The sequence below is a fragment of the Neglectibacter sp. CSJ-5 genome (assembly GCF_032490475.1).
Lineage (GTDB): Bacteria > Bacillota > Clostridia > Oscillospirales > Acutalibacteraceae > Hominenteromicrobium > Hominenteromicrobium mulieris.
On sequence record NZ_JAVYJC010000003.1, the window covers coordinates 256,386 to 274,886 of the forward strand.

Consider the following 18,501-nt stretch of genomic DNA (forward strand, 5'->3'; position numbering starts at 1 on the left):
CTTTCCTTTTTCATGGAAAAGACGGAGGGCTTTCTGCTGAAAGCGACTTAGGGCGCTGCCCTAAGAACCCGCAGCCTTTTGAAAAGGCTGGCAAAAACTTTTGCATCCCGTTGTCGCGGGATCGTCAAATCTTAATTCCCAGCCATCTCCCCTGCTTCATTCTGAAGTACCCAAGACAGAACCGCATAAACTGGTCACCGAACAGCCCAAGCCACACGCCAAGCAGTCCCAATCCCAGCGGGTAACACAGCAGCCAACTCAGAGCCGGTCGGATAATGGTGACGCTGATCATAGACGCAAACGCGGTATACTTCGTATCGCCCGCGCCTCTCAAGCAACCGAAGAAAATGACCTGCGTGATCTGGAAGTAAATAATAACGCACAGCATACGCATAATCATCACACCCATATCGAGAATTTCCTGCTCATTCGAAAACAGGCCATAGAGATTCCTGCCAAAGAGCAGGAAGATCATCGACATCACAAACGCGCAGAAAAGTCCAATCCGCTGGCACATGGAGGCGTACAGCTTTGCAAGGTCGCGCCGCTCTTCGCCGAGGCTCCTGCCGATCAGCGCCACAGACGCCACCGAAAGCCCATCGCCGAACGAGAACGTCAAACTCATCATATTCATGCCAATCTGGTGCGCAGCATACGCAGCGGTGCCGAGGTTCGCAACGGTGATGGCGAACAGCAAAAAGCCGATGCGCTGGAAGATTTGCTCCACAAACGCGCTGGAACCGACGTTAAGCAGTGAGCGCACGTCAAACCTCGAGGCAAAAAAGCCTTTCACAGCGCGGATATACACAAACGAGGACTTCGCGAACATGGAGTGCAAGCTCATCGCGCAGCCGATCACAGAGCCGATAACAGTCGCAAGCGCCGCGCCGCGCGTGCCAAGCGCAGGAAACCCAAAGTTGCCGCCGATCAAAAGATAGTTGAACACCACGTTCACAAGGTTAGAGACTATGTTCGTGCGCAACGCGATCTTCGTGTTGCCCGCGCCGCGCTGTGCCGCGTTCACGATCATCATCACGGTCGTAAACCCAATGCCGCCCATGATGATCTGGAAATACTCCACCGCCGCTTCATGCGTATCGTCCGCCGAGCCCGCAAAGCGGATGATGGGGTCTGCAAACGCCGTAAACGTAACGCTGATGATCGCCGTTAAAATCACGGCGACCAGAATGCACGTTTTCAAAATGCGCACCGCGCTTTCGCGGTTCTGCTCGCCCCTACGCCGTGCAACCAGCGCCGAGATGGCCGTGCTCATCGACATAAACAGCGCCAAACCGATGAACTTCGGCTGCTGCGTCAGACCCACCGCTGCAATGGCGTAAGAGCCCAGCGTGCTCACCATGATGGTATCGATAAAGCCGACCAGCGCCACCAAAAACGATTCCACCATCGAGGGCCACGCCATGTTGATGGTCGTTTTGAAAAGCGAGTTCGTAGACGGCAGCTCGCCCGTCACAGGCTCGCCGTGCAAAACATGCTGTGCGTTAAAGAGTTCCAAAAGTATTCACCCATTTCCAAAATAGTTGCTTTCAAAAAATTATAGCATTAAAAAAGAAGCCGGTCAAGACGCGTACCGCTTATTTGTACGCAGTTCGACCGGCTTTTCAACTGTTATTTGCTTATTTTGTGGCAAGAAGCACCGCCGTGTTGGATTTTGCCCAGCACACGCGTACCTCTGCAAAGCCCGCCTTGAAAAGCAGGGCCGCTTCGCCCGCCACATACTGCGGCGTAAAGCAATAGTAGTGCTCGTCTGCCGACAAATGCTGCTCCTTGCGCTTCTGCTCAAACTCGGAACGGCAGAAGTCCTCATACATCTGCGTCGGCGCGAATTTGTCGCTCAACAGAAAGAACCCGCCCTTTTTGATACTACGGTACACGCGGTGAAATAGCTCGCGATTTTCTTCGCGGCTGTAATAATGCAGCGCCATCATGGAAACCGCTCCGTCATAGCTTTCCGGCTCCAACTCATATTTAAAGAAATCACCACAAATCGTGCGGATGCGCTCCTTGTGCTCCGGCAGATTTTTCGGAATTTCCGAGAGCATCTTATCCGCGCAGTCAATACCGTCCACATAAATCGTCGGGTTCTGCTCTAAAATTGCCGTAAGACCCGTGCCCGTGCCGATACCGAGGTCCAGAATGTGCAGGTGCTCCTTCTTCGGGAAAAACTCCGCCGTGCGGCGAATGTAGCCGTCTTCATCCTCTGCGCTGCGCTTCAAGCGTTCGTCATAAGACTCCACCGCGCCGTTAAAATAACTGTCGATCCTTTCCAGTGGCATATGCACACCAATCCTTTCCTGCCGACGCAATACTCTAAACGATAGTTTTGCGTCAGGCGCATAAGCTATGCAAAACTTTTGCGATATTTTTCATTTACCCATTATTACTATTTTACTGAAAATTCGCTCACCTTGCAACTTGGAAAAACGACAATTCTGCGCGGGCTTCGGCAAAAGATATTGGACTAATCCATGAATATCCCGCTGAATACCGCGGTTTACGCGAAGATCATGCGGCCAAAATCCTGCGGACGATGGAAATCCGGCGTTTCGCTCGTCGTCTCATTCCACATCATATAGTGCGGCTGCACGGTGAGGTCGCCGCATTTAAAGCAGTTCGCGCGGATCACACGCCCGCTTTTAAAGTCGTAATCGGGGTAAAATACATGCAGAAATTCAAGCGGAATTTCATAAAAGATTTCCCACCCGTCCGCCGTTTTGTTCGTGCGGATGTTAAAAAGCTTCTTGTGGTCTTCCGGGATCAAACGAATGCTGTCTGCTCTGCCGTGGCCGAAGCCAAGGAAAATCGCGCCGTTCAAGTTCAGCTCAATGTTAAAATACCGCCCGTCCTCCGGCACCGGGGAAAAGAAAAACTCCATGCAGCTGTCCGTGCAGATGCTGCCGAGCTTATCGGTCAGCTCCGCGCGGATGTTCTTTTCGTGTGCCACCTGATGCACGTAGATTTTCTTGTCGTCGTAGCAGATCTGCTGCTCCATGCGCACGCCCGCGTCCGGCAACCAACAAACATTGTCCACCTGCAGCTCCGACACCTTTGTCCAGTCCGGCGCACCCACCGTTTTCTCAATGACATACTCTTTCATATTCATACAGCTCCTAACCGTTTTCCGCCCATCGCGGTTTTTCATGGCTTTATTATACCAGATTTTGCCGCAAAACACAATCATTCCATAAAAACAGGCGCTCCCGAAAAACGGAAGCGCCTGCGAAAAAGCTATTCTAATTAGACCTCGTGCGGGTACTTTCTCATGTAGGAAAGCAGCTCGTCAACGGTGGTGAAGGCCATGCCGGTGACGGTGTCGGCAGCACCATAGTAGATGGTGATGCGGCCGGTGTCGGCATCGGTCAGGGTAGCGCACGGGAACGTAACGTTCGGCACGTCACCGGTGAGCTCATAGCTCTCTTCCGGACCGAAGACATAGAAGTTGCCTCTTTCCTTCACGATCCACGGCTTCTCGTGGTCAAGAAGCGCTACGCCGAAGCGATAAACGAAGCCGTTGCAGGAGTTCAGAACGCCGTGATAAATCATCAGCCAGCCTTCATCGGTCTCGATCGGAATCGGGCCGGGGCCGACCTTCTTGGACTGCCAGCCGGAGTGACTGCTCGTGCCGAAGACATAGCGGTGCTTGCCCCAATACGTCATGTCCGGGCTCTCGCTGTAGAAGATGTCGCCGAACGGGGTGTGACCGGTGTCGGACGGACGGCTCAGCATTGCGAAGTTGCCGTTGATCTTCTTCGGGAACATAACGCCGTTGCGGTTATACGGCAGGTAAGCGTTCTCCATCTGATAGAAGGTCTTAAAGTCATAGGTATAGCCTACGCCGATCGTCGGGCCGTGGAAACCGTTGCACCAGGTGATGTAGTAACGGTCCTCAATCCAGCAAACGCGCGGGTCATAGCGATATTCCTTGCGGGTTACGCACGGGTCGCAGCCGGGAGCCGGCTGGAACTCGATCGGCTCGTGGTTGATCTTCCAGTTGATGCCGTCATCGGAGAAGCCTGCGAAGATGTCCATCTCAACAGAGCGGTTGTCGCAGCGGAAAACGCCAGCGAACTTGCCCTCAAACGGGACAACTGCGGAGTTGAAGATGCTGTTGGAAGTGGGGATGAGATCACGCGGAATGATCGGGTTGTGGTCATAACGCCAAACCGGCTTATCGTAGCCCTGCGGCTTATCCTGCCACGGGATGTTCGGGAGTGCATTGCCAATAATTTTAGCCATTGTAGTTTCCTCCATTTTATATTTTTTCAAAAGAGATTCGAAAGCGAACACATACAGTCCTTTACAATGTGTAACCGCTTCCATATCACAATTAACTATAATACAAACCAAGAGAAAAGTAAAGCTATTTTTTCCGAAAAAGCTGTTTCTATCACAATTCCACCAAATTTCATCGCCGCCTTTAGCAAAATGCCGAAGCCCGCGCCGTACACAGCATCACAAACCGCCAACTTTATGCAACAAATGCCTATTGCGCAAAAGCCGCATAAACGATATACTGTTGTTATAAACGGATATTTCTCTGCCCGAATTTTTATGTTTTCCCGAAAGGAACGATTTTATGGCGATTTTATTTGATGCCGAAAAGAAAATTTTCAAGCTGGATACCGCTTCCTCCAGTTACGTTTTTGCCGTGCATGACAGCGGCCGCCTGCTGCACCTCTACTACGGCGCATACCTGCCGGACTGCGACATGCGCTATTTATTGGATCGCGGCTACTTCGGCTCCTTCACGCCCGACGCCGCAGGCTACGTCGGCACGGAGTTTTCCCCGGATACACAGCCGAGCGAATATTCCTGCAACGGCACCGGCGATTTCCGCATCTCTGCACTCCAAATCCGCAACGCGGACGGCAATATCGCGACCGACATTCGCTACGTTTCGCACCGCATTTTAAGCGAAAAGCCTGCGCTGCCCGGCATGCCGTCTCTGCGCGACGAAAACGGTGACAGCGAAACGCTCGAGGTCACCACGCTCGACCAAACGACAAACGCCGAAGTGAAGCTCTACTACACCGTTTACAAAGATCTGCCCGTCATGACGCGTCACGCCGTCGTGACGAATACGTCCGACCGCGCCATGGAGCTTGAGCGTGTGTTCAGCACCTGCCTCGACTTCAACACGATGGATTACGACATGGTGCACCTTTACGGCAAGTGGGCAAAGGAGCGCACCGTCACAGAGCGCCCGCTCTGCCACGGCATTCAATCCATCCAGAGCAAGCGCGGTTCCTCCTCACATAACCACAACCCGTTCGTTGCACTGAAAGCCCACGGCGCCACCGAAGAAAACGGCGAAGTCTACGGCGTCAACCTCATTTACAGCGGCAACTTCTCCATTGAAGCCGAGGTAGACTGTTTGAACGCCACGCGCCTTCTCGCGGGCATCAATCCCACCGATTTCACCTGGCGCCTGGAGCCGAACGAATCCTTCACCGCGCCGGAAGCCGTCATGGTCTACACCGATAAGGGCCTCGGCGAGATGAGCCGCATTTTCCACCGCACCTACATGAAGCACCTCATCAAGAGTCCGTGGCGCGATGTGGAACGCCCCGTGCTCATCAACAGCTGGGAGGCCGCATATTTTGATTTTGACGATGATAAGCTTGTCGCGTTCGCACACGAAGCCGCCAAAATGGGCGTCGATATGCTTGTCATGGACGACGGTTGGTTCGGCCACCGCGAAAGCGACGATTCCTCCCTCGGCGACTGGTATGTCAACGAAAAGAAGCTCAAAGGCGGCCTCAGTTCCCTCATCGAGCGCGTCAACGCAGAGGGCTTAAAGTTCGGCATCTGGTATGAGCCCGAGATGATCTCTCCGGACAGCGACCTCTACCGCGCCCACCCGGATTGGTGCCTGCACGTGCCGAACCGTGAAAATTCCCCCGCACGCTTGCAGTACGTCCTCGATATGACGAGAAAAGACGTGCGCGATAACATCTTCGCGCAGATGTATAAAGTCCTCAGTGAAAATAAGATTGATTACGTCAAATGGGACTTCAACCGCAATCTGACCGAGGTCGGCTCTGCGCTGCTCCCGCCGGAGCGCCAGAAGGAGGTCATGCACCGCTTCGTGCTCGGTACATACGACCTCATGGATCGTTTTGTCAAAGCGTTTCCGAATATCCTCTTTGAAAACTGCTCCGGCGGCGGCGGACGTTTCGATGCCGGCATGCTGTATTATTCCCCGCAGATCTGGTGCAGCGACAACACCGACGCCATCGAGCGCCTCACCATTCAGTTCGGCACGTCCATGTGCTACCCTATCTCCTCGTTTGGCGCACACGTCGCAGCCCGCCCGCGCACCTCGCTTAAAACCCGCGGCAACGTCGCCATGTGCGGCACATTCGGCTACGAGTTAGACCCCAGAAAGCTCACCGATGACGAAAAAGCCGAAGTAAAGCAGCAGATCGCCGACTACCGCAAATATCACCGCCTTGTCCGCGAGGGCGATTTCTACCGCCTCGTCTCCCCGACCGAGAACGACTTCTACTGCGCGTGGGAGTTCGTCTCGCCGGATAAACAGGAAGCCATGATGGCTGCCGTCGTCATGCGTCAGCCCGAGACCCGTTACTGCGTGCAGCGCCTGCGCGGCCTCGACCCCAAAACGTACTATCAGGACGAGGAGACCGGTACCGTCTATTCCGGCGCCATGCTGATGAACGCAGGCCTTAATTTGACAAGAGACGTCTACGAAGACGGCACCAGCGTCACAAAGCACTTTAAAGCTGTAAAATAAAGCCGCCGAAGTCCATAATGCCGCAACGCTAAAAGTCTTTGATTAAACTTTCTTCAGAAAGTTTATGGGGGCTCGGGGCAACGCCCCAAGTCGCGCTCCGCAGAGCGTGAAACACTTTTTGCCTCCACAAAATTAGAACCGCAGGAAACCCGGTTGCATGGATTTCCTGCATGATTTGCCCCGCAAATCATTAGAATTAAATGAACAAAGCAGGACCCCGTAAACACACAACGTGCCTACGGGGTCCTGCTATATAAATCATAAAAAAATCGACTTATTTCTCATCCGCATGCGTGCTGTTCATCAGGCGGATCAGTGCCTTCTGTGCGCGTTCCTCGCATACCGCAATAATCTCATCGCCCGCTTGCAGCACCGTGTCGCCGCCCGGAATGATGAGCTTGTTATTTCGCACAATGGAAATCAGCAGCGCCCCCTTCGGGAACACCACCTCACGCACCGACTTGCCGTGCAAAGCCGAATTCTCTCCAAGCGTCACGGAGCAAATCTGACCGCGGCCCTTGTTCAGCGATGCCACAAGATGAAACTCCATCAGGTTCGCTTCCTGCTCGATCATCTGCGCAATGATTTCCGTGCTGCTCACCGCATAATCCACGCCAAGCACACGCATCGTCTCCAAATTGCGCGGGTCGTTTGCGCGGGCAATCACTTTTTTCGCACCGAAATACTGCTTTGCAAGCTGCGACGCAACGAGGTTGTCCGCATCGTTGCCGGATATCGCAATAAAGCAGTCGGCGTCCCGTACACCGGCGTTTTCCAGCATGTCAATGTTCGTGCCGTCGCCGCAGATAATCTCCACGTCCAGCGAGTTCGCAAGCTGTAAGCTGCGCGCGCGGTCGCTCTCGATGATACGCACCTCGTGGCGGCGGCCCTCCAAAATGCGGCGCGCAAGGCTTTCGCCCACCTTGCCGCCGCCCATAATGACAATGTTCATAGCACATCCCCCTTAATCGATTGCGCGGCTGTACACAATCTCGTCGCCTGCCTCGAGCTTCAAGGGTGCAAGCCCCGCTAAAACGAACGCGCCGCTTTTGCGGATGATGCCGAACACCACTTCGCCCGGGTTGCCGCGCAGTTCGTCCACATTCTTGCCGATCTGATGCCGCTCCGCCGGCCGCACGTCAAAGTCGACCGTATGCAGACCGAACTCGATTTTCTTGTTCATTTTTTCTCCGCTCAGCATCCGCACAATACGGTCGCCGGCGTGGTTTGTGGGGCAAATGGTATGCAATCCCATATGCTCAAAAATCAATTCACGCGCGGGGTCGGAAACACGCGCCACCACGTTTTGGATACCGAAGTAATCGCGCGCAATCTGCGCCACCGTGATATTGAGGTTATCGTCCGCCGTTGTCACCGCCACCGCGTCGCAGCTTTCAATGCCCGCTTCGCGCAGGTTACGAATATCCATCGGGAACCCGCGGAATGTCACGCCCTCGAAATCGTTTTCCAAAAGCTCCAAGTCGCTTTCAATGTTGCTTAAAACAGAAACGTCCCAACCCATTTCGTCCATGGTGCGGGCGATTTTTCGCCCAAGCAGGCCGCAGCCTATAACTAACACATTCATAGTTTACCTCAGCGTCGCTCCGGATCTTCCGTATCGCGAATGGTCTCTGCCGTCATGCCGTCTGATGTGCTGCCGGAGCTCGTATTCTCTCGGTTACCGCCGTTTACGATAATAGGATTATTCGCATTCGGCGTCGGCTCTGCGGTGGGAGCGGGTGTCGGCGATGCCTCGCTGCCATTTTGCGCGTCACCGCTGTCCCCGTTGTCATCGGTCGTGCCGTTTTCCGCATTCGGGGTCGGCGAAGGCGTCGCGGTCGCAAGTGCGGTCTTCTCTTTCTCACTGATCGTCACAAATTCCGCGAACACATACGCATTCTGCCCAAAGTAAGAGATTTCCACCCACTCGGAGGTATCGTCCTGTGCCACAACCTCGAACGCCTCGCCGGCCTCTGCCGTGCCGAGAATTTCGGAATCCGTCGAAGCCTCGCTGCGCACATTCAACGAATCGTCGATGTCGTTGATGATCGCCACCTTCACTTTTTCGACCGGTATAGGCGTTGCGGTAGGCTCCACGCTCGGGGAGGGAGAGGGCTCCGCCTTGGCGCCGCCCTTGCCGCATGCCGCGGTGCCAAGGATTATCGCGGCGCACAGTGCCGCCGTGATCATCCTTTTTAACATATTTTTATAATGAATGCTTCGTTTCACAAAAGCTCACTTCTCCTTTCTTTTTTCGGCGCGCATTAAAAATGTCGCCGGAACATAAGATGATTTGTTATTAGCTATTTTAGCACAGTTCAAAGGAAAATCCAATACTTCGCCCGGTTTTTTCATTTCTTTTGCAAAAATCACCCGCATTTCTTGCCATTACCCCGAAAAAGGGCTATAATTACAGGGAATATTTTGCTTGGATATTGGAGTGTTCATCATGTTAAAACCCGAACAGATCGCGTCCGTCAAGGGCCGCGGCTTCCTCATCAATCGCGGCACAGAGTGCTTCTCCGGCCGTCTCGTCTGCGCCGGCGCGGTCTTCACCGCTGCCGACCTGCGCACCATCTCCGAGATTGCCGAAAAATTCGGCAGCGGCAAGGTGACGTTCACCTCCCGCCTGTCCGCCGAGATCGTCGGCATCCCCTTCGAGCAGATTGACGCCGCCTGCGATTACGCTGCCGAGCGTGGCCTCTACTTCGGCGGCACCGGCGCTAAAATACGCCCCGTCACCGCATGTAAGGGCACCACGTGCGTCTACGGCAACTACGATACACAGGCGCTCGCCAAAGAGCTGCACGAAAAATACTACGTCGGCTGGGCAAACGTCAAACTACCGCACAAGTTCAAAATCGGCATCGGCGGCTGCCCGAACAGCTGCATGAAGCCTTCCTTAAACGATTTCGGCATTGAGGGCCACCGCGTGCCGATCTTCGACGAAGACACCTGCCGCGGCTGCAAGGTCTGCATGGTGGAAAAATCATGTCCCTCCAAGGCTGCACACGTCGAAAACGGCAAATTACATATCGATGAAAAGTGCCTCGCCTGCGGCGTCTGCACCGGCAAATGCCCGTTTAAGGCTGTCCGCCACGAAAGCCCGGTCGTTTACCGCATTTATGTCGGCGGCACGTGGGGCAAGCAAACACGCATGGGCACGCCGCTCAGCCGCTTCGTCACCCGCGCGGAGATTGAGCCTCTGCTCGAGAAGACCATGCTCTGGTTCAAGGAAAATGCCATGCCCAAAGAACGCCTCGGCAAAGCTATTGACCGCCTCGGCATTGAAAAATTCGAACACGACGTGTTTTCCGATGATCTTCTGAACCGCCGCGAGGAGATCCTCGCAAAATAATTCCGAAAGGATACCCTATGAAACTCAAGTCCCTCGCAGCGCTCGCGCTTTCCGCCGTGCTGCTCCTTTCCGGCTGCGCCGCCCCGGCGCAAAACGAAACCACCCCTGAAAGCTCCTCCGCCGCTTCCGAAACGACCGCCGTCTCCGAGCGCGTCATTACGGATTCCTACGGCACCAAAACGGAGCTCCCCGATGATCCGTGCGTCGTCTCCCTTTACGGCTCGTTTGCCGAGTGTTGGCTGCTCTCCGGCGGTAAGCTCGCCGGTATTACCGAAGATGCCGTAGACGAGCACGGCATCGAAATCGATGACGACACCGCGCTCGTCGGCACCGTTATGGAGCCGAATCTTGAGAGCGTCGCGGCGCTCTCCCCGGATTACGTGATTTTATCCGCCGACCTGCCCGCCCACGCGGAGCTTGATGCCGCCCTCACCGATATGCAGATTCCCCACGGCTATTTCCATATGGATAACGTCATGGATTATGCAAAGATCATGCTGAATTTCTGCGCCGCCAACGACCCGGACGGTGAAAAATACGACGAAAACGTCACGCGGGTTTTAAAGCGCATTGAATCTATAAAGCAGGAGACAGCCGAAAAGCTCTCCGGGCAGAAAGCCCCCACCGTCCTGCTTTTGCGCGCTTATTCCACCGGCGTCAAGGCCAAAGGCGAAGACACCGTTGCGGGCGCCATTTTAAAAGAGCTCGGTGCGCACAACATCGCAGACGATAACGAAAGCCTGCTCGAAGACCTCAGCTTGGAATCCGTCATCGAAGCCGACCCGGATTACATCCTCGTCATGACGATGGGCAGCGAAGAAAACGCCAAGACCTACATGGCAGAGAACATCGAGAATAACCCCGCGTGGAGCGAGCTTTCCGCCGTGAAAAACGGCCGCTACATCTATCTGCCGAAAGACCTTTTCCACTATAAGTCCTTAAACCGCTGGGACGAGAGCTACGCATACATTGCAAAGCTCCTTTTGAACGAAGATGCGTAAGAAAATTTTATTTCCCGCAGCGCTCCTGCTGCTCGTTTTCTCCTTTGTGCTGAGTCTCTGTGTCGGCTCGGCACAAATTTCTATCCGCGAAGCTGTCTCTGCCCTGCAAAACGGCAGTTTAACGACCGCCGTCCGCATCCTGTTCTACGTGCGCCTGCCGCGCGCCCTTGCCGCCGTGCTCTCGGGCACAGCACTTGCGGTCTCCGGTGTGCTCTTGCAGAATGTCTTAAATAACGCCCTTGCCGCACCGAACATCATCGGTGTCAACGCCGGGGCGGGCTTTGCCGTGCTGTTTTTGCTCGCCGTCTTTCCCACAGCCACCGCGTTTTTGCCGTTTGCAGCATTCCTTGGCGCTCTTTCCGCGTCGCTGCTCATTTATGCAGTCGCCGCCAAAAGCGGTGCTTCCCGCACAACGATCACCCTCGCGGGCGTGGCCTTAAGCAGTGTTTTCGCCGCCGGCAGTAACGCCATAAAGACCTTTTTCCCGGATACCATCTATAATTCCAGCTCCTTTTTCATCGGCGGATTTTCCGGCATCGCGTACCAAAATCTCACCCCTGCGTGGATTGCCATCCTGCTTGGTTTGCTCCTTGCCGTGCTGTTTTCCGGCGAAATGGACGTTCTCTCCCTCGGCGATGAGACCGCGCAGTCGCTCGGCATGCGTGTGCAAGGAACACGCTTTCTCCTGCTCATGACGGCCAGCCTGCTTGCAGGCGGCGCAGTCAGCTTTTCGGGGCTTCTCGGCTTCGTGGGGCTCATTGTACCGCACATTCTGCGCCACTTCATCGGCGCGCGCCACCGCATCTTAGTGCCGCTTTCGGCCCTCTTCGGCGCGTCATTCGTCTTATTGTGCGATACCCTCAGCCGCACGCTGTTTTCCCCGTATGAGATTCCCGTCGGCATCGTACTGTCGCTGCTCGGCGGCCCGTTCTTCCTTTTCCTCATCGTGCGCAAAAAAGGAGGAAAACTCGAATGAACCGAAACCTTTCCACCGCCTTAAAATTCGCTGACCTTTGCGTCACGTTAAATCACGCCGAAATTCTCCGCGGAGTCTCGGGCGAACTCCGCCGCGGCGAAGTCACCGGCATCCTCGGCCCAAACGGCTGCGGCAAAACGACGCTGCTCCGCGTGCTCTGCCGCCTTATTAAAGCGGATTCCGGCAGCATCACCCTGTGCGGCGGTACCGCGGAAACCGACATTGCCGCCCTTGCCCCCAAAGCTCTCGCGCGGCGCGTCTCGTTCCTGCCGCAGCAAAGGGCCGTGCCGGATATCACCGCCAAAACACTCGTCTCCCATGGGCGCTATCCCTACCTCGGCTTTTCGCGCACGCTGTCCAATGAAGACCGCACCGTCATTCAAAATGCGCTTAAAACTGCCGGTGTGTCGGCCTTTGCCGACCGCCGCCTGCCCATGCTTTCGGGCGGCGAGCGCCAGCGCGTGTTCCTCGCCATGCTTTTAGCGCAAAACACCGACGTCGTTCTGCTCGATGAGCCCACTACTTACCTTGATGCGCACCATAAATTCGAGCTCATGGCGCTCCTCTCTACGCTCAAAGCGCAAAACAAAGCCGTCGGCATCGTCCTGCACGAGCTTCCCCTCGCGTTCAAGTTCTGTGACCGCCTGCTTCTCATGAAAAACGGCCAAATCATGCAAAGCGGCACGCCGGAGGAGCTATTAAAAACCGGCCTTATCGAGCACCTGTTCGGCATTTCCCTCACCCCCGTGATGCTCGACAAAGAGGTGGAGTACATCGAACGTAAAATTCACAGTTGACATTTCGCACTTTTGCGTGTACAATAAGGCCACAAGTTAAAGTACTTTTGTAACTGACGGAATACAAGATGGGGACATCGTGGAGCAAAAGTATGAAAATGAGCCGACCGTCTGGGCAGTGTTTTGAAAGCACTGCCCTGTTTTTATGTCAGCAGCTTCCAAAACAAGGAAATTTGCACGGCAAAACGCCGGAAAGGAATGGGAAACTATGAACGCTTGGAGAGATTTTAAAGGCGGTAAGTGGCAGGATCGCATCGATGTCCGCGACTTCATCCAGAAAAACTACACCCCCTACACGGGCGACGAAAGCTTTTTGCAGCCCCCGACCGCGCGCACCGAAAAAATGCTCGAAAAGTACGAGGCTCTCTGCCGCGCCGAGCAGCAAAACGGCGGCGTTTTGAACATCGATACCGAAACCGTCATCACCGCCACGTCTTTCGGCCCCGGCTACCTTGATAAGGAAAACGAGATCATCGTCGGCCTCCAGACCGATGAGCCGTTAAAGCGCGCTTGCAACCCGTTCGGCGGCATGCGCATGGTGCGCTCCGCCTGCGAAGCCTACGGCTACAAGGTCTCCGATAAAATCGAAGAGGAGTTCAAATACCACAAGACCCACAACGACGGCGTGTTCTCTGCCTATACGGATGACGTGCGCGCCGCACGCCACGCCGGCATCATCACCGGCCTGCCGGACGCCTACGGCCGCGGCCGCATCATCGGCGATTACCGCCGCGTTCCGCTCTACGGCGTAAACCGTTTGATTCTCCAAAAGCAGAAAGATAAAGCCGACCTCGGCAAAAATCCCCTCACGGCCGATACCATTCGCCTTTCCGAAGAAGTCACCGACCAGATCACCGCGCTCAAGGACATGGTGAAAATGGCCGCCATGTACGGTTACGACATCACCCGCCCGGCAGAAAACGCCCGCGAGGCTGTGCAGTGGCTCTATTTCGCATATCTCGCCGCCATCAAAGAGCAGAACGGTGCCGCCATGAGCCTCGGCCGCACCTCCACATTCCTTGACATTTATTTTGAACGTGACCTCAAAGAAGGCGTACTCGATGAATCCGGCGCACAGGAGATCATGGACGATTTCGTCTTAAAGCTCCGCATGGCGCGCCACCTGCGCACACCCGAATACAACGAGCTTTTTGGCGGCGACCCCATGTGGATCACCGAGTCCCTCGGCGGCACCGGCGAGGACGGCCGCACGCTCGTCACCAAAAACTCTTACCGCATGCTCCATACGCTCTATAACCTCCACCCGTCCCCGGAGCCGAACCTCACCGTGCTGTGGTCGAAGCACCTGCCGGAAAACTGGAAGCGCTTCGTCGCGAAGGTCTCCTGCGATACCGATGCCATCCAGTACGAGAGCGACACCGTTATGCGCCCCGCATTCGGTGATGATTACGCCATTGCCTGCTGCGTCTCCGCCATGCGCGTCGGCAAAGATATGCAGTTCTTCGGTGCACGCGCAAACCTTGCAAAGCTCGTCCTGCTCGCCATCAATGGCGGCATGGACGAAGTGAAAAAGACCCGCGTCGCACCTGAAATGCCTGTCTGGCCGGACGAATACGTCGATTTCGACGGCCTCCTCAACCGCCTCGATTTCTACCGCGATTGGCTCGCAAAAACTTACGTCGATGCCATGAACACCATCCACTACATGCACGACAAATACGCCTACGAAAAGAGCCAGATGGCGCTGCACGATACGAACGTCCGCCGTTTGATGGCGTTCGGCATCGCCGGCATGAGCTGCATGGCAGACTCCCTTTCCGCCATTAAATATGCCAAGGTGCGCTGCATCCGCGACCCCGAGACCGGCCTCGTCACCGACTTCGAGACCGAGGGTGAGTTCCCGTGCTTTGGCAATGACGACCCGCGTGTTGATTCCATCGCCTGCGAGCAGGTGCGCCGCTTCTACGATGCCCTGCGCGAATACCCGCTCTATCGCGGCGCACAGCACACGCTGTCCATTTTGACCATCACCTCCAACGTTATGTACGGCAAAAAGACCGGCAACACGCCGGATGGCCGCAAACTCGGCGAGCCGCTCGCCCCGGGCGCAAACCCCATGAGCGGCCGTGATAAATCCGGTGCGCTCGCAGAGCTCAACTCCGTCGCAAAGCTTTCTTATGATTATTGCCGCGACGGCATCTCGAACACGTTCTCCATCATTCCGGAAGCCCTCGGCAAAACGGAGGAAGACCGCATCACAAACCTCGTCCAGCTCCTTTCGGGCTACTTCATTCAGGGTGCGCATCACCTCAACGTCAACGTCATGAACCGCGAAACGCTCATCGATGCCTACCATAACCCGGAAAAATACCCCAACCTCACCATCCGCGTTTCCGGCTATGCGGTCAACTTCCACCGTCTCTCCAAAGAGCAGCAGCGCGAAGTCATCTCCCGCACATTCCATGAGGCAATCTGATGGAAGGCCGCGTCAGCTCCGTACAGTCCATGGGCGCGGTAGACGGCCCCGGCCTGCGCTACGTCGTCTTTCTGCAAGGCTGCCCGCTGCGCTGTGCCTACTGCCATAACCCCGAAACATGGGACTTAACCGGCGGCACGCCCTACACAGCAGAGGATCTCTGCAAAACAATCCTCCGTTACCGCCCCTATTTCGGCGAAAATGGCGGTGTCACCGTCTCGGGCGGCGAACCGCTTTTGCAGCCCGAGTTCGTCGCGGAATTATTCCGGCGCCTGCATGAACACAACATTCACACCGCGCTCGATACCGCCGGCGCCGGCGACCTTTCCCGTGCCAAGCAGGTTCTCAAGCACACAGACCTCGTCCTTTGCGACATCAAGTTCCCCACGGAAGCGCAGTACAAAGCCCACTGCGGCGGCTCCTTGCAGCACACGGTCGATTTCATGCGCCTTACGGAATCGATGCATATTCCCCTCTGGGTGCGCCACGTCGTCGCGCCCGGTCTTTCCGATACGGTTGAGAGCCTTCGCGCCGTCAAAGCTCTCGCGGAGTCGTTCTCCAATTTGGAGAAAATCGAGTGGCTGCCGTTTAAAAACATCTGCGCCGCCAAATACAAGGCGCTTCATATCCCGTTCCCCATGGGCGACAAACCCTCGTTCTCACAAAGCCACGTCGAAGCGCTCCTTTCAAAGCTATAATTTCATCCAAAAAGGCTGCCCCGCACTTTGCCGGGCAGCCTTTTCGTTTTCATCTCTATTTCCGTTTTGGTTCAGATTTATACAATTTTTTGAAAAATTCACAATTTTAATCGTCACAGACGCACGCTTTTATGCTATAATAAAAATGATTTTCGTTCAACCACCCCACAACACATAAGAAAGGTCGTGAGGCATCGATTGAAGCTAAGACAAATCCTCTCTGAAAAATGGAAGGAAGCGCTTCAGGCTGTCCTTCCCATCATCACCATCGTGCTGGCGCTCTCGTTCACCATTGCGCCGCTCTCGCCAAGCGTTCTGCTGTGCTTTTTAATGGGCGCCGTGCTCATTTTGGTCGGCATGATGTTCTTCACCACCGGCGCAGAGACCGCCATGACCCCCATGGGCGAGCGCATCGGTACCGCCATGACAAAAACGAAAAAGCTCGGTGTCGTTATCACGCTTTCGTTTTTGCTCGGCTTTATTATCACGGTCTCGGAGCCGGACTTACAGGTGCTCGCATCGCAGGTGCCGTCCGTGCCGAATTTAATTCTCATTCTATCCGTCGCATGCGGTGTCGGCGTGTTTCTCGTCGTGTCGCTTCTACGCATGCTGTTTTCTATCGCGCTGCCGCCGCTGCTTGTCGGATGCTACGCCGTCGTGTTTCTTCTGGCGTTCTTTGTCCCGCCGGAGTTTCTCGCCGTCGCGTTCGATTCCGGCGGCGTGACGACCGGCCCCATGACCGTGCCGTTCATCATGGCGCTCGGCGTCGGCATCTCGGCCATCCGCAGCGACCGCCATGCGGCAGACGACAGCTTCGGCCTCGTTGCGCTCTCGTCCATCGGCCCCATTTTGGCCGTCATGATTCTCGGCATCATCTATAATCCGAATGAAAGCACCTACACGCCGCCCATCCTGCCCGAAATGCAGGATTCCTCGGAGCTTTTCGAGCTGTTCCGCACCGGCATCCCGACCTACCTCATCGAGATTGCCGTCTCTCTCCTGCCGATCATTCTCTTTTTCCTCGCGGCGCAGTTTCTCGTTCTGCGGCTTTCTAAGCGCAAATTATTCCAGATCGGCATGGGCCTCGTTTATACATACATCGGCCTTGTGCTGTTTCTTACCGGTGCAAATGTCGGCTTCATGCCCGCCGGTCATTACCTCGGGCAGCAGTTAGCTTCTTACAAATACTCCGCTGTCGTCATTCCCGTCGCTATGGTCATGGGCTATTTCATTGTTCGCGCAGAGCCCGCCGTGTACGTTCTCAATCGTCAGGTCGAGGAGATCACAGACGGCGCCATCTCCGCCAAGGCCATGGGCATCGGGCTTTCCGTCGGCGTGTCCATCTCGCTCGGGCTCGCCATGATCCGCGTCCTCACCGGCATTTCGATTTTGTGGTTCCTCATCCCGGGCTACGCGCTCGCGCTCATCATCTCGTTTTTTGTCCCGAAGATCTACACCGCCATCGCGTTTGACTCCGGCGGCGTCGCTTCCGGCCCCATGACTGCGGCATTTCTGCTCCCCCTCGCACAGGGCGCGTGCACGGCCGTCGGCGGCAACATGGTCACAGATGCCTTCGGTGTCGTTGCCATGGTCGCCATGACGCCGCTCATCACCATTCAGGTCATGGGCCTCGCGGCAAAGCTCATGCAGCGCCGTAAAACGAAGACCGCCGCACCCGCCGCATTCGCCGATATGGACGAAAACGCGATCATCGAACTGTAAAGGAGGGCGTTTATGGGCGACAATTTATACTGGATGATTACCATTACAGACCGCAACCAAAGCCAGAAATTTCTGTCATTTTATAAAACCTATGGGATCGAGGTCGTGCTCAGCACGCTCGGCAAAGGCACCGCCGCGTCCGAAATTCTAAACGATTTCGGACTTGAAGCCACGCAAAAAGCCGTGCTGCTTTCCGTTGTCACCGGCAATATCTGGAGTGCCGTGCAAAAGGGACTGCAGACCATCATGCTCATCGATATTCCCGGCACCGGCATCGCGTTCACCATGCCGCTCAGCAGTATCGGCGGCAAACGTCAGCTGGAGTTTTTAACGAACGGTCAGCCGTTTCAGAAAGAAGAGGAAAGCGTCTTGAAAGATACCAAATACGAGCTTCTGGTCGTCATCGCAAACCAGGGCTATACCGAGCAGATTATGGCCGCAGCGCGCCGCGAAAACGCAGGCGGCGGCACCGTCATCCACGCGAAGGGCACCGGCATGGAGGGCGCGGAAAAGTTCCTCGGCGTTTCCCTCGCCAGTGAAAAAGAGCTTGTGCTCATCGTCGTAAAGCACGCGGATAAAAACAACGTCATGACTGCCGTTATGCAGGAAGCCGGGCTTGAGACCAAAGCGAAAGCTATCGTCTTTTCCCTGCCCGTCACCGGCACTGCCGGCCTTAGATTACAGGACTTAAACGAAGAAAACACATAACACAACGACCGTAACAAAATACCCGTACA

At 55.4% G+C, this 18,501-nt stretch carries 16 protein-coding genes and 1 riboswitch; of the genes, 9 read left to right on the forward strand and 7 right to left on the reverse strand.

All coding sequences use genetic code 11. The annotated features are described in order from the left end of the window. Positions 1-124: 124 nt before the first annotated feature. The 4 genes from R2K26_RS07985 to R2K26_RS08000 form a co-directional block, all read right to left on the reverse strand. Complete coding sequence (locus R2K26_RS07985) at positions 125-1,516, reverse strand: MATE family efflux transporter (protein WP_316519507.1); 1,392 nt, start codon at positions 1,514-1,516, stop codon at positions 125-127. A 121-nt stretch (positions 1,517-1,637) separates the two neighbouring features. After that, positions 1,638-2,297 carry a class I SAM-dependent methyltransferase gene (locus R2K26_RS07990; protein WP_316519508.1) on the reverse strand — a complete coding sequence of 220 codons (660 nt, stop codon included), beginning with the start codon at positions 2,295-2,297 and terminating at the stop codon, positions 1,638-1,640. 218 nt (positions 2,298-2,515) lie between these two features. Beyond that, the gene (locus R2K26_RS07995) at positions 2,516-3,124 is read right to left on the reverse strand and encodes a carbohydrate-binding family 9-like protein (RefSeq protein ID WP_316519509.1); all 609 of its coding nucleotides are present in this window, start codon (positions 3,122-3,124) and stop codon (positions 2,516-2,518) included. Between the two features lie 134 nt (positions 3,125-3,258). Then, positions 3,259-4,257, reverse strand: a complete 999-nt coding sequence (locus R2K26_RS08000; protein WP_308448665.1) for a glycoside hydrolase family 130 protein — start codon at positions 4,255-4,257, stop codon at positions 3,259-3,261. 340 nt (positions 4,258-4,597) lie between these two features. Here R2K26_RS08000 and R2K26_RS08005 point away from each other — a divergent pair, with 340 nt between their 5' ends. After that, a complete protein-coding gene (locus R2K26_RS08005; protein WP_316519510.1) occupies positions 4,598-6,775 on the forward strand; it encodes an alpha-galactosidase in 2,178 nt (725 codons plus the stop codon). Positions 6,776-7,049: 274 nt separating this feature from the next. Here R2K26_RS08005 and R2K26_RS08010 read toward each other — a convergent pair whose 3' ends face one another. From R2K26_RS08010 to R2K26_RS08020, 3 genes are read right to left on the reverse strand one after another with little or no spacing between them, the layout of a single operon-like run. Next, the gene (locus tag R2K26_RS08010) at positions 7,050-7,727 is read right to left on the reverse strand and encodes an NAD-binding protein (protein WP_316519511.1); all 678 of its coding nucleotides are present in this window, start codon (positions 7,725-7,727) and stop codon (positions 7,050-7,052) included. 12 nt (positions 7,728-7,739) lie between these two features. After that, a complete protein-coding gene (locus R2K26_RS08015) occupies positions 7,740-8,360 on the reverse strand; it encodes a TrkA family potassium uptake protein (protein WP_316519512.1) in 621 nt (206 codons plus the stop codon). A gap of 8 nt (positions 8,361-8,368) precedes the next feature. Further along, positions 8,369-9,004, reverse strand: coding sequence for an SH3 domain-containing protein (locus R2K26_RS08020; protein WP_316519513.1), 636 nt, complete (start codon positions 9,002-9,004; stop codon positions 8,369-8,371). A 220-nt stretch (positions 9,005-9,224) separates the two neighbouring features. Between R2K26_RS08020 and R2K26_RS08025 the strand changes: the two genes are divergently transcribed. From R2K26_RS08025 to R2K26_RS08060, 8 genes are all read left to right on the forward strand, one after another. Continuing rightward, on the forward strand, positions 9,225-10,133 hold the full coding sequence (locus R2K26_RS08025; RefSeq protein ID WP_316519514.1) for a (4Fe-4S)-binding protein: 909 nt from the start codon (positions 9,225-9,227) through the stop codon (positions 10,131-10,133). A gap of 17 nt (positions 10,134-10,150) precedes the next feature. Then, complete coding sequence (locus tag R2K26_RS08030) at positions 10,151-11,134, forward strand: ABC transporter substrate-binding protein (protein ID WP_316519515.1); 984 nt, start codon at positions 10,151-10,153, stop codon at positions 11,132-11,134. Beyond that, positions 11,127-12,110 (forward strand): iron ABC transporter permease, encoded by a 984-nt coding sequence (locus R2K26_RS08035; RefSeq protein WP_316519516.1) that lies wholly within the window; start codon positions 11,127-11,129, stop codon positions 12,108-12,110. The genes R2K26_RS08030 and R2K26_RS08035 overlap by 8 nt, the downstream gene beginning before the upstream one ends. Then, on the forward strand, positions 12,107-12,907 hold the full coding sequence (locus R2K26_RS08040; protein WP_316519517.1) for an ABC transporter ATP-binding protein: 801 nt from the start codon (positions 12,107-12,109) through the stop codon (positions 12,905-12,907). The genes R2K26_RS08035 and R2K26_RS08040 overlap by 4 nt, the downstream gene beginning before the upstream one ends. Positions 12,908-12,946: 39 nt before the next feature. Next, positions 12,947-13,031: riboswitch (ZMP/ZTP riboswitch) on the forward strand. 84 nt (positions 13,032-13,115) lie between these two features. Next, positions 13,116-15,344, forward strand: coding sequence for a formate C-acetyltransferase (pflB, locus tag R2K26_RS08045; RefSeq protein ID WP_176820839.1), 2,229 nt, complete (start codon positions 13,116-13,118; stop codon positions 15,342-15,344). Next, entirely contained in the window at positions 15,344-16,042 is a 699-nt protein-coding gene (pflA, locus tag R2K26_RS08050; RefSeq protein WP_316519518.1) for a pyruvate formate-lyase-activating protein, read from the forward strand. The genes pflB and pflA overlap by 1 nt, the downstream gene beginning before the upstream one ends. 198 nt (positions 16,043-16,240) lie before the next feature. Next, positions 16,241-17,764, forward strand: coding sequence for a DUF1538 domain-containing protein (locus R2K26_RS08055; protein WP_316519519.1), 1,524 nt, complete (start codon positions 16,241-16,243; stop codon positions 17,762-17,764). A gap of 12 nt (positions 17,765-17,776) precedes the next feature. Next, a complete protein-coding gene (locus R2K26_RS08060) occupies positions 17,777-18,472 on the forward strand; it encodes a P-II family nitrogen regulator (protein WP_316519520.1) in 696 nt (231 codons plus the stop codon). Positions 18,473-18,501 lie beyond the last annotated feature (29 nt).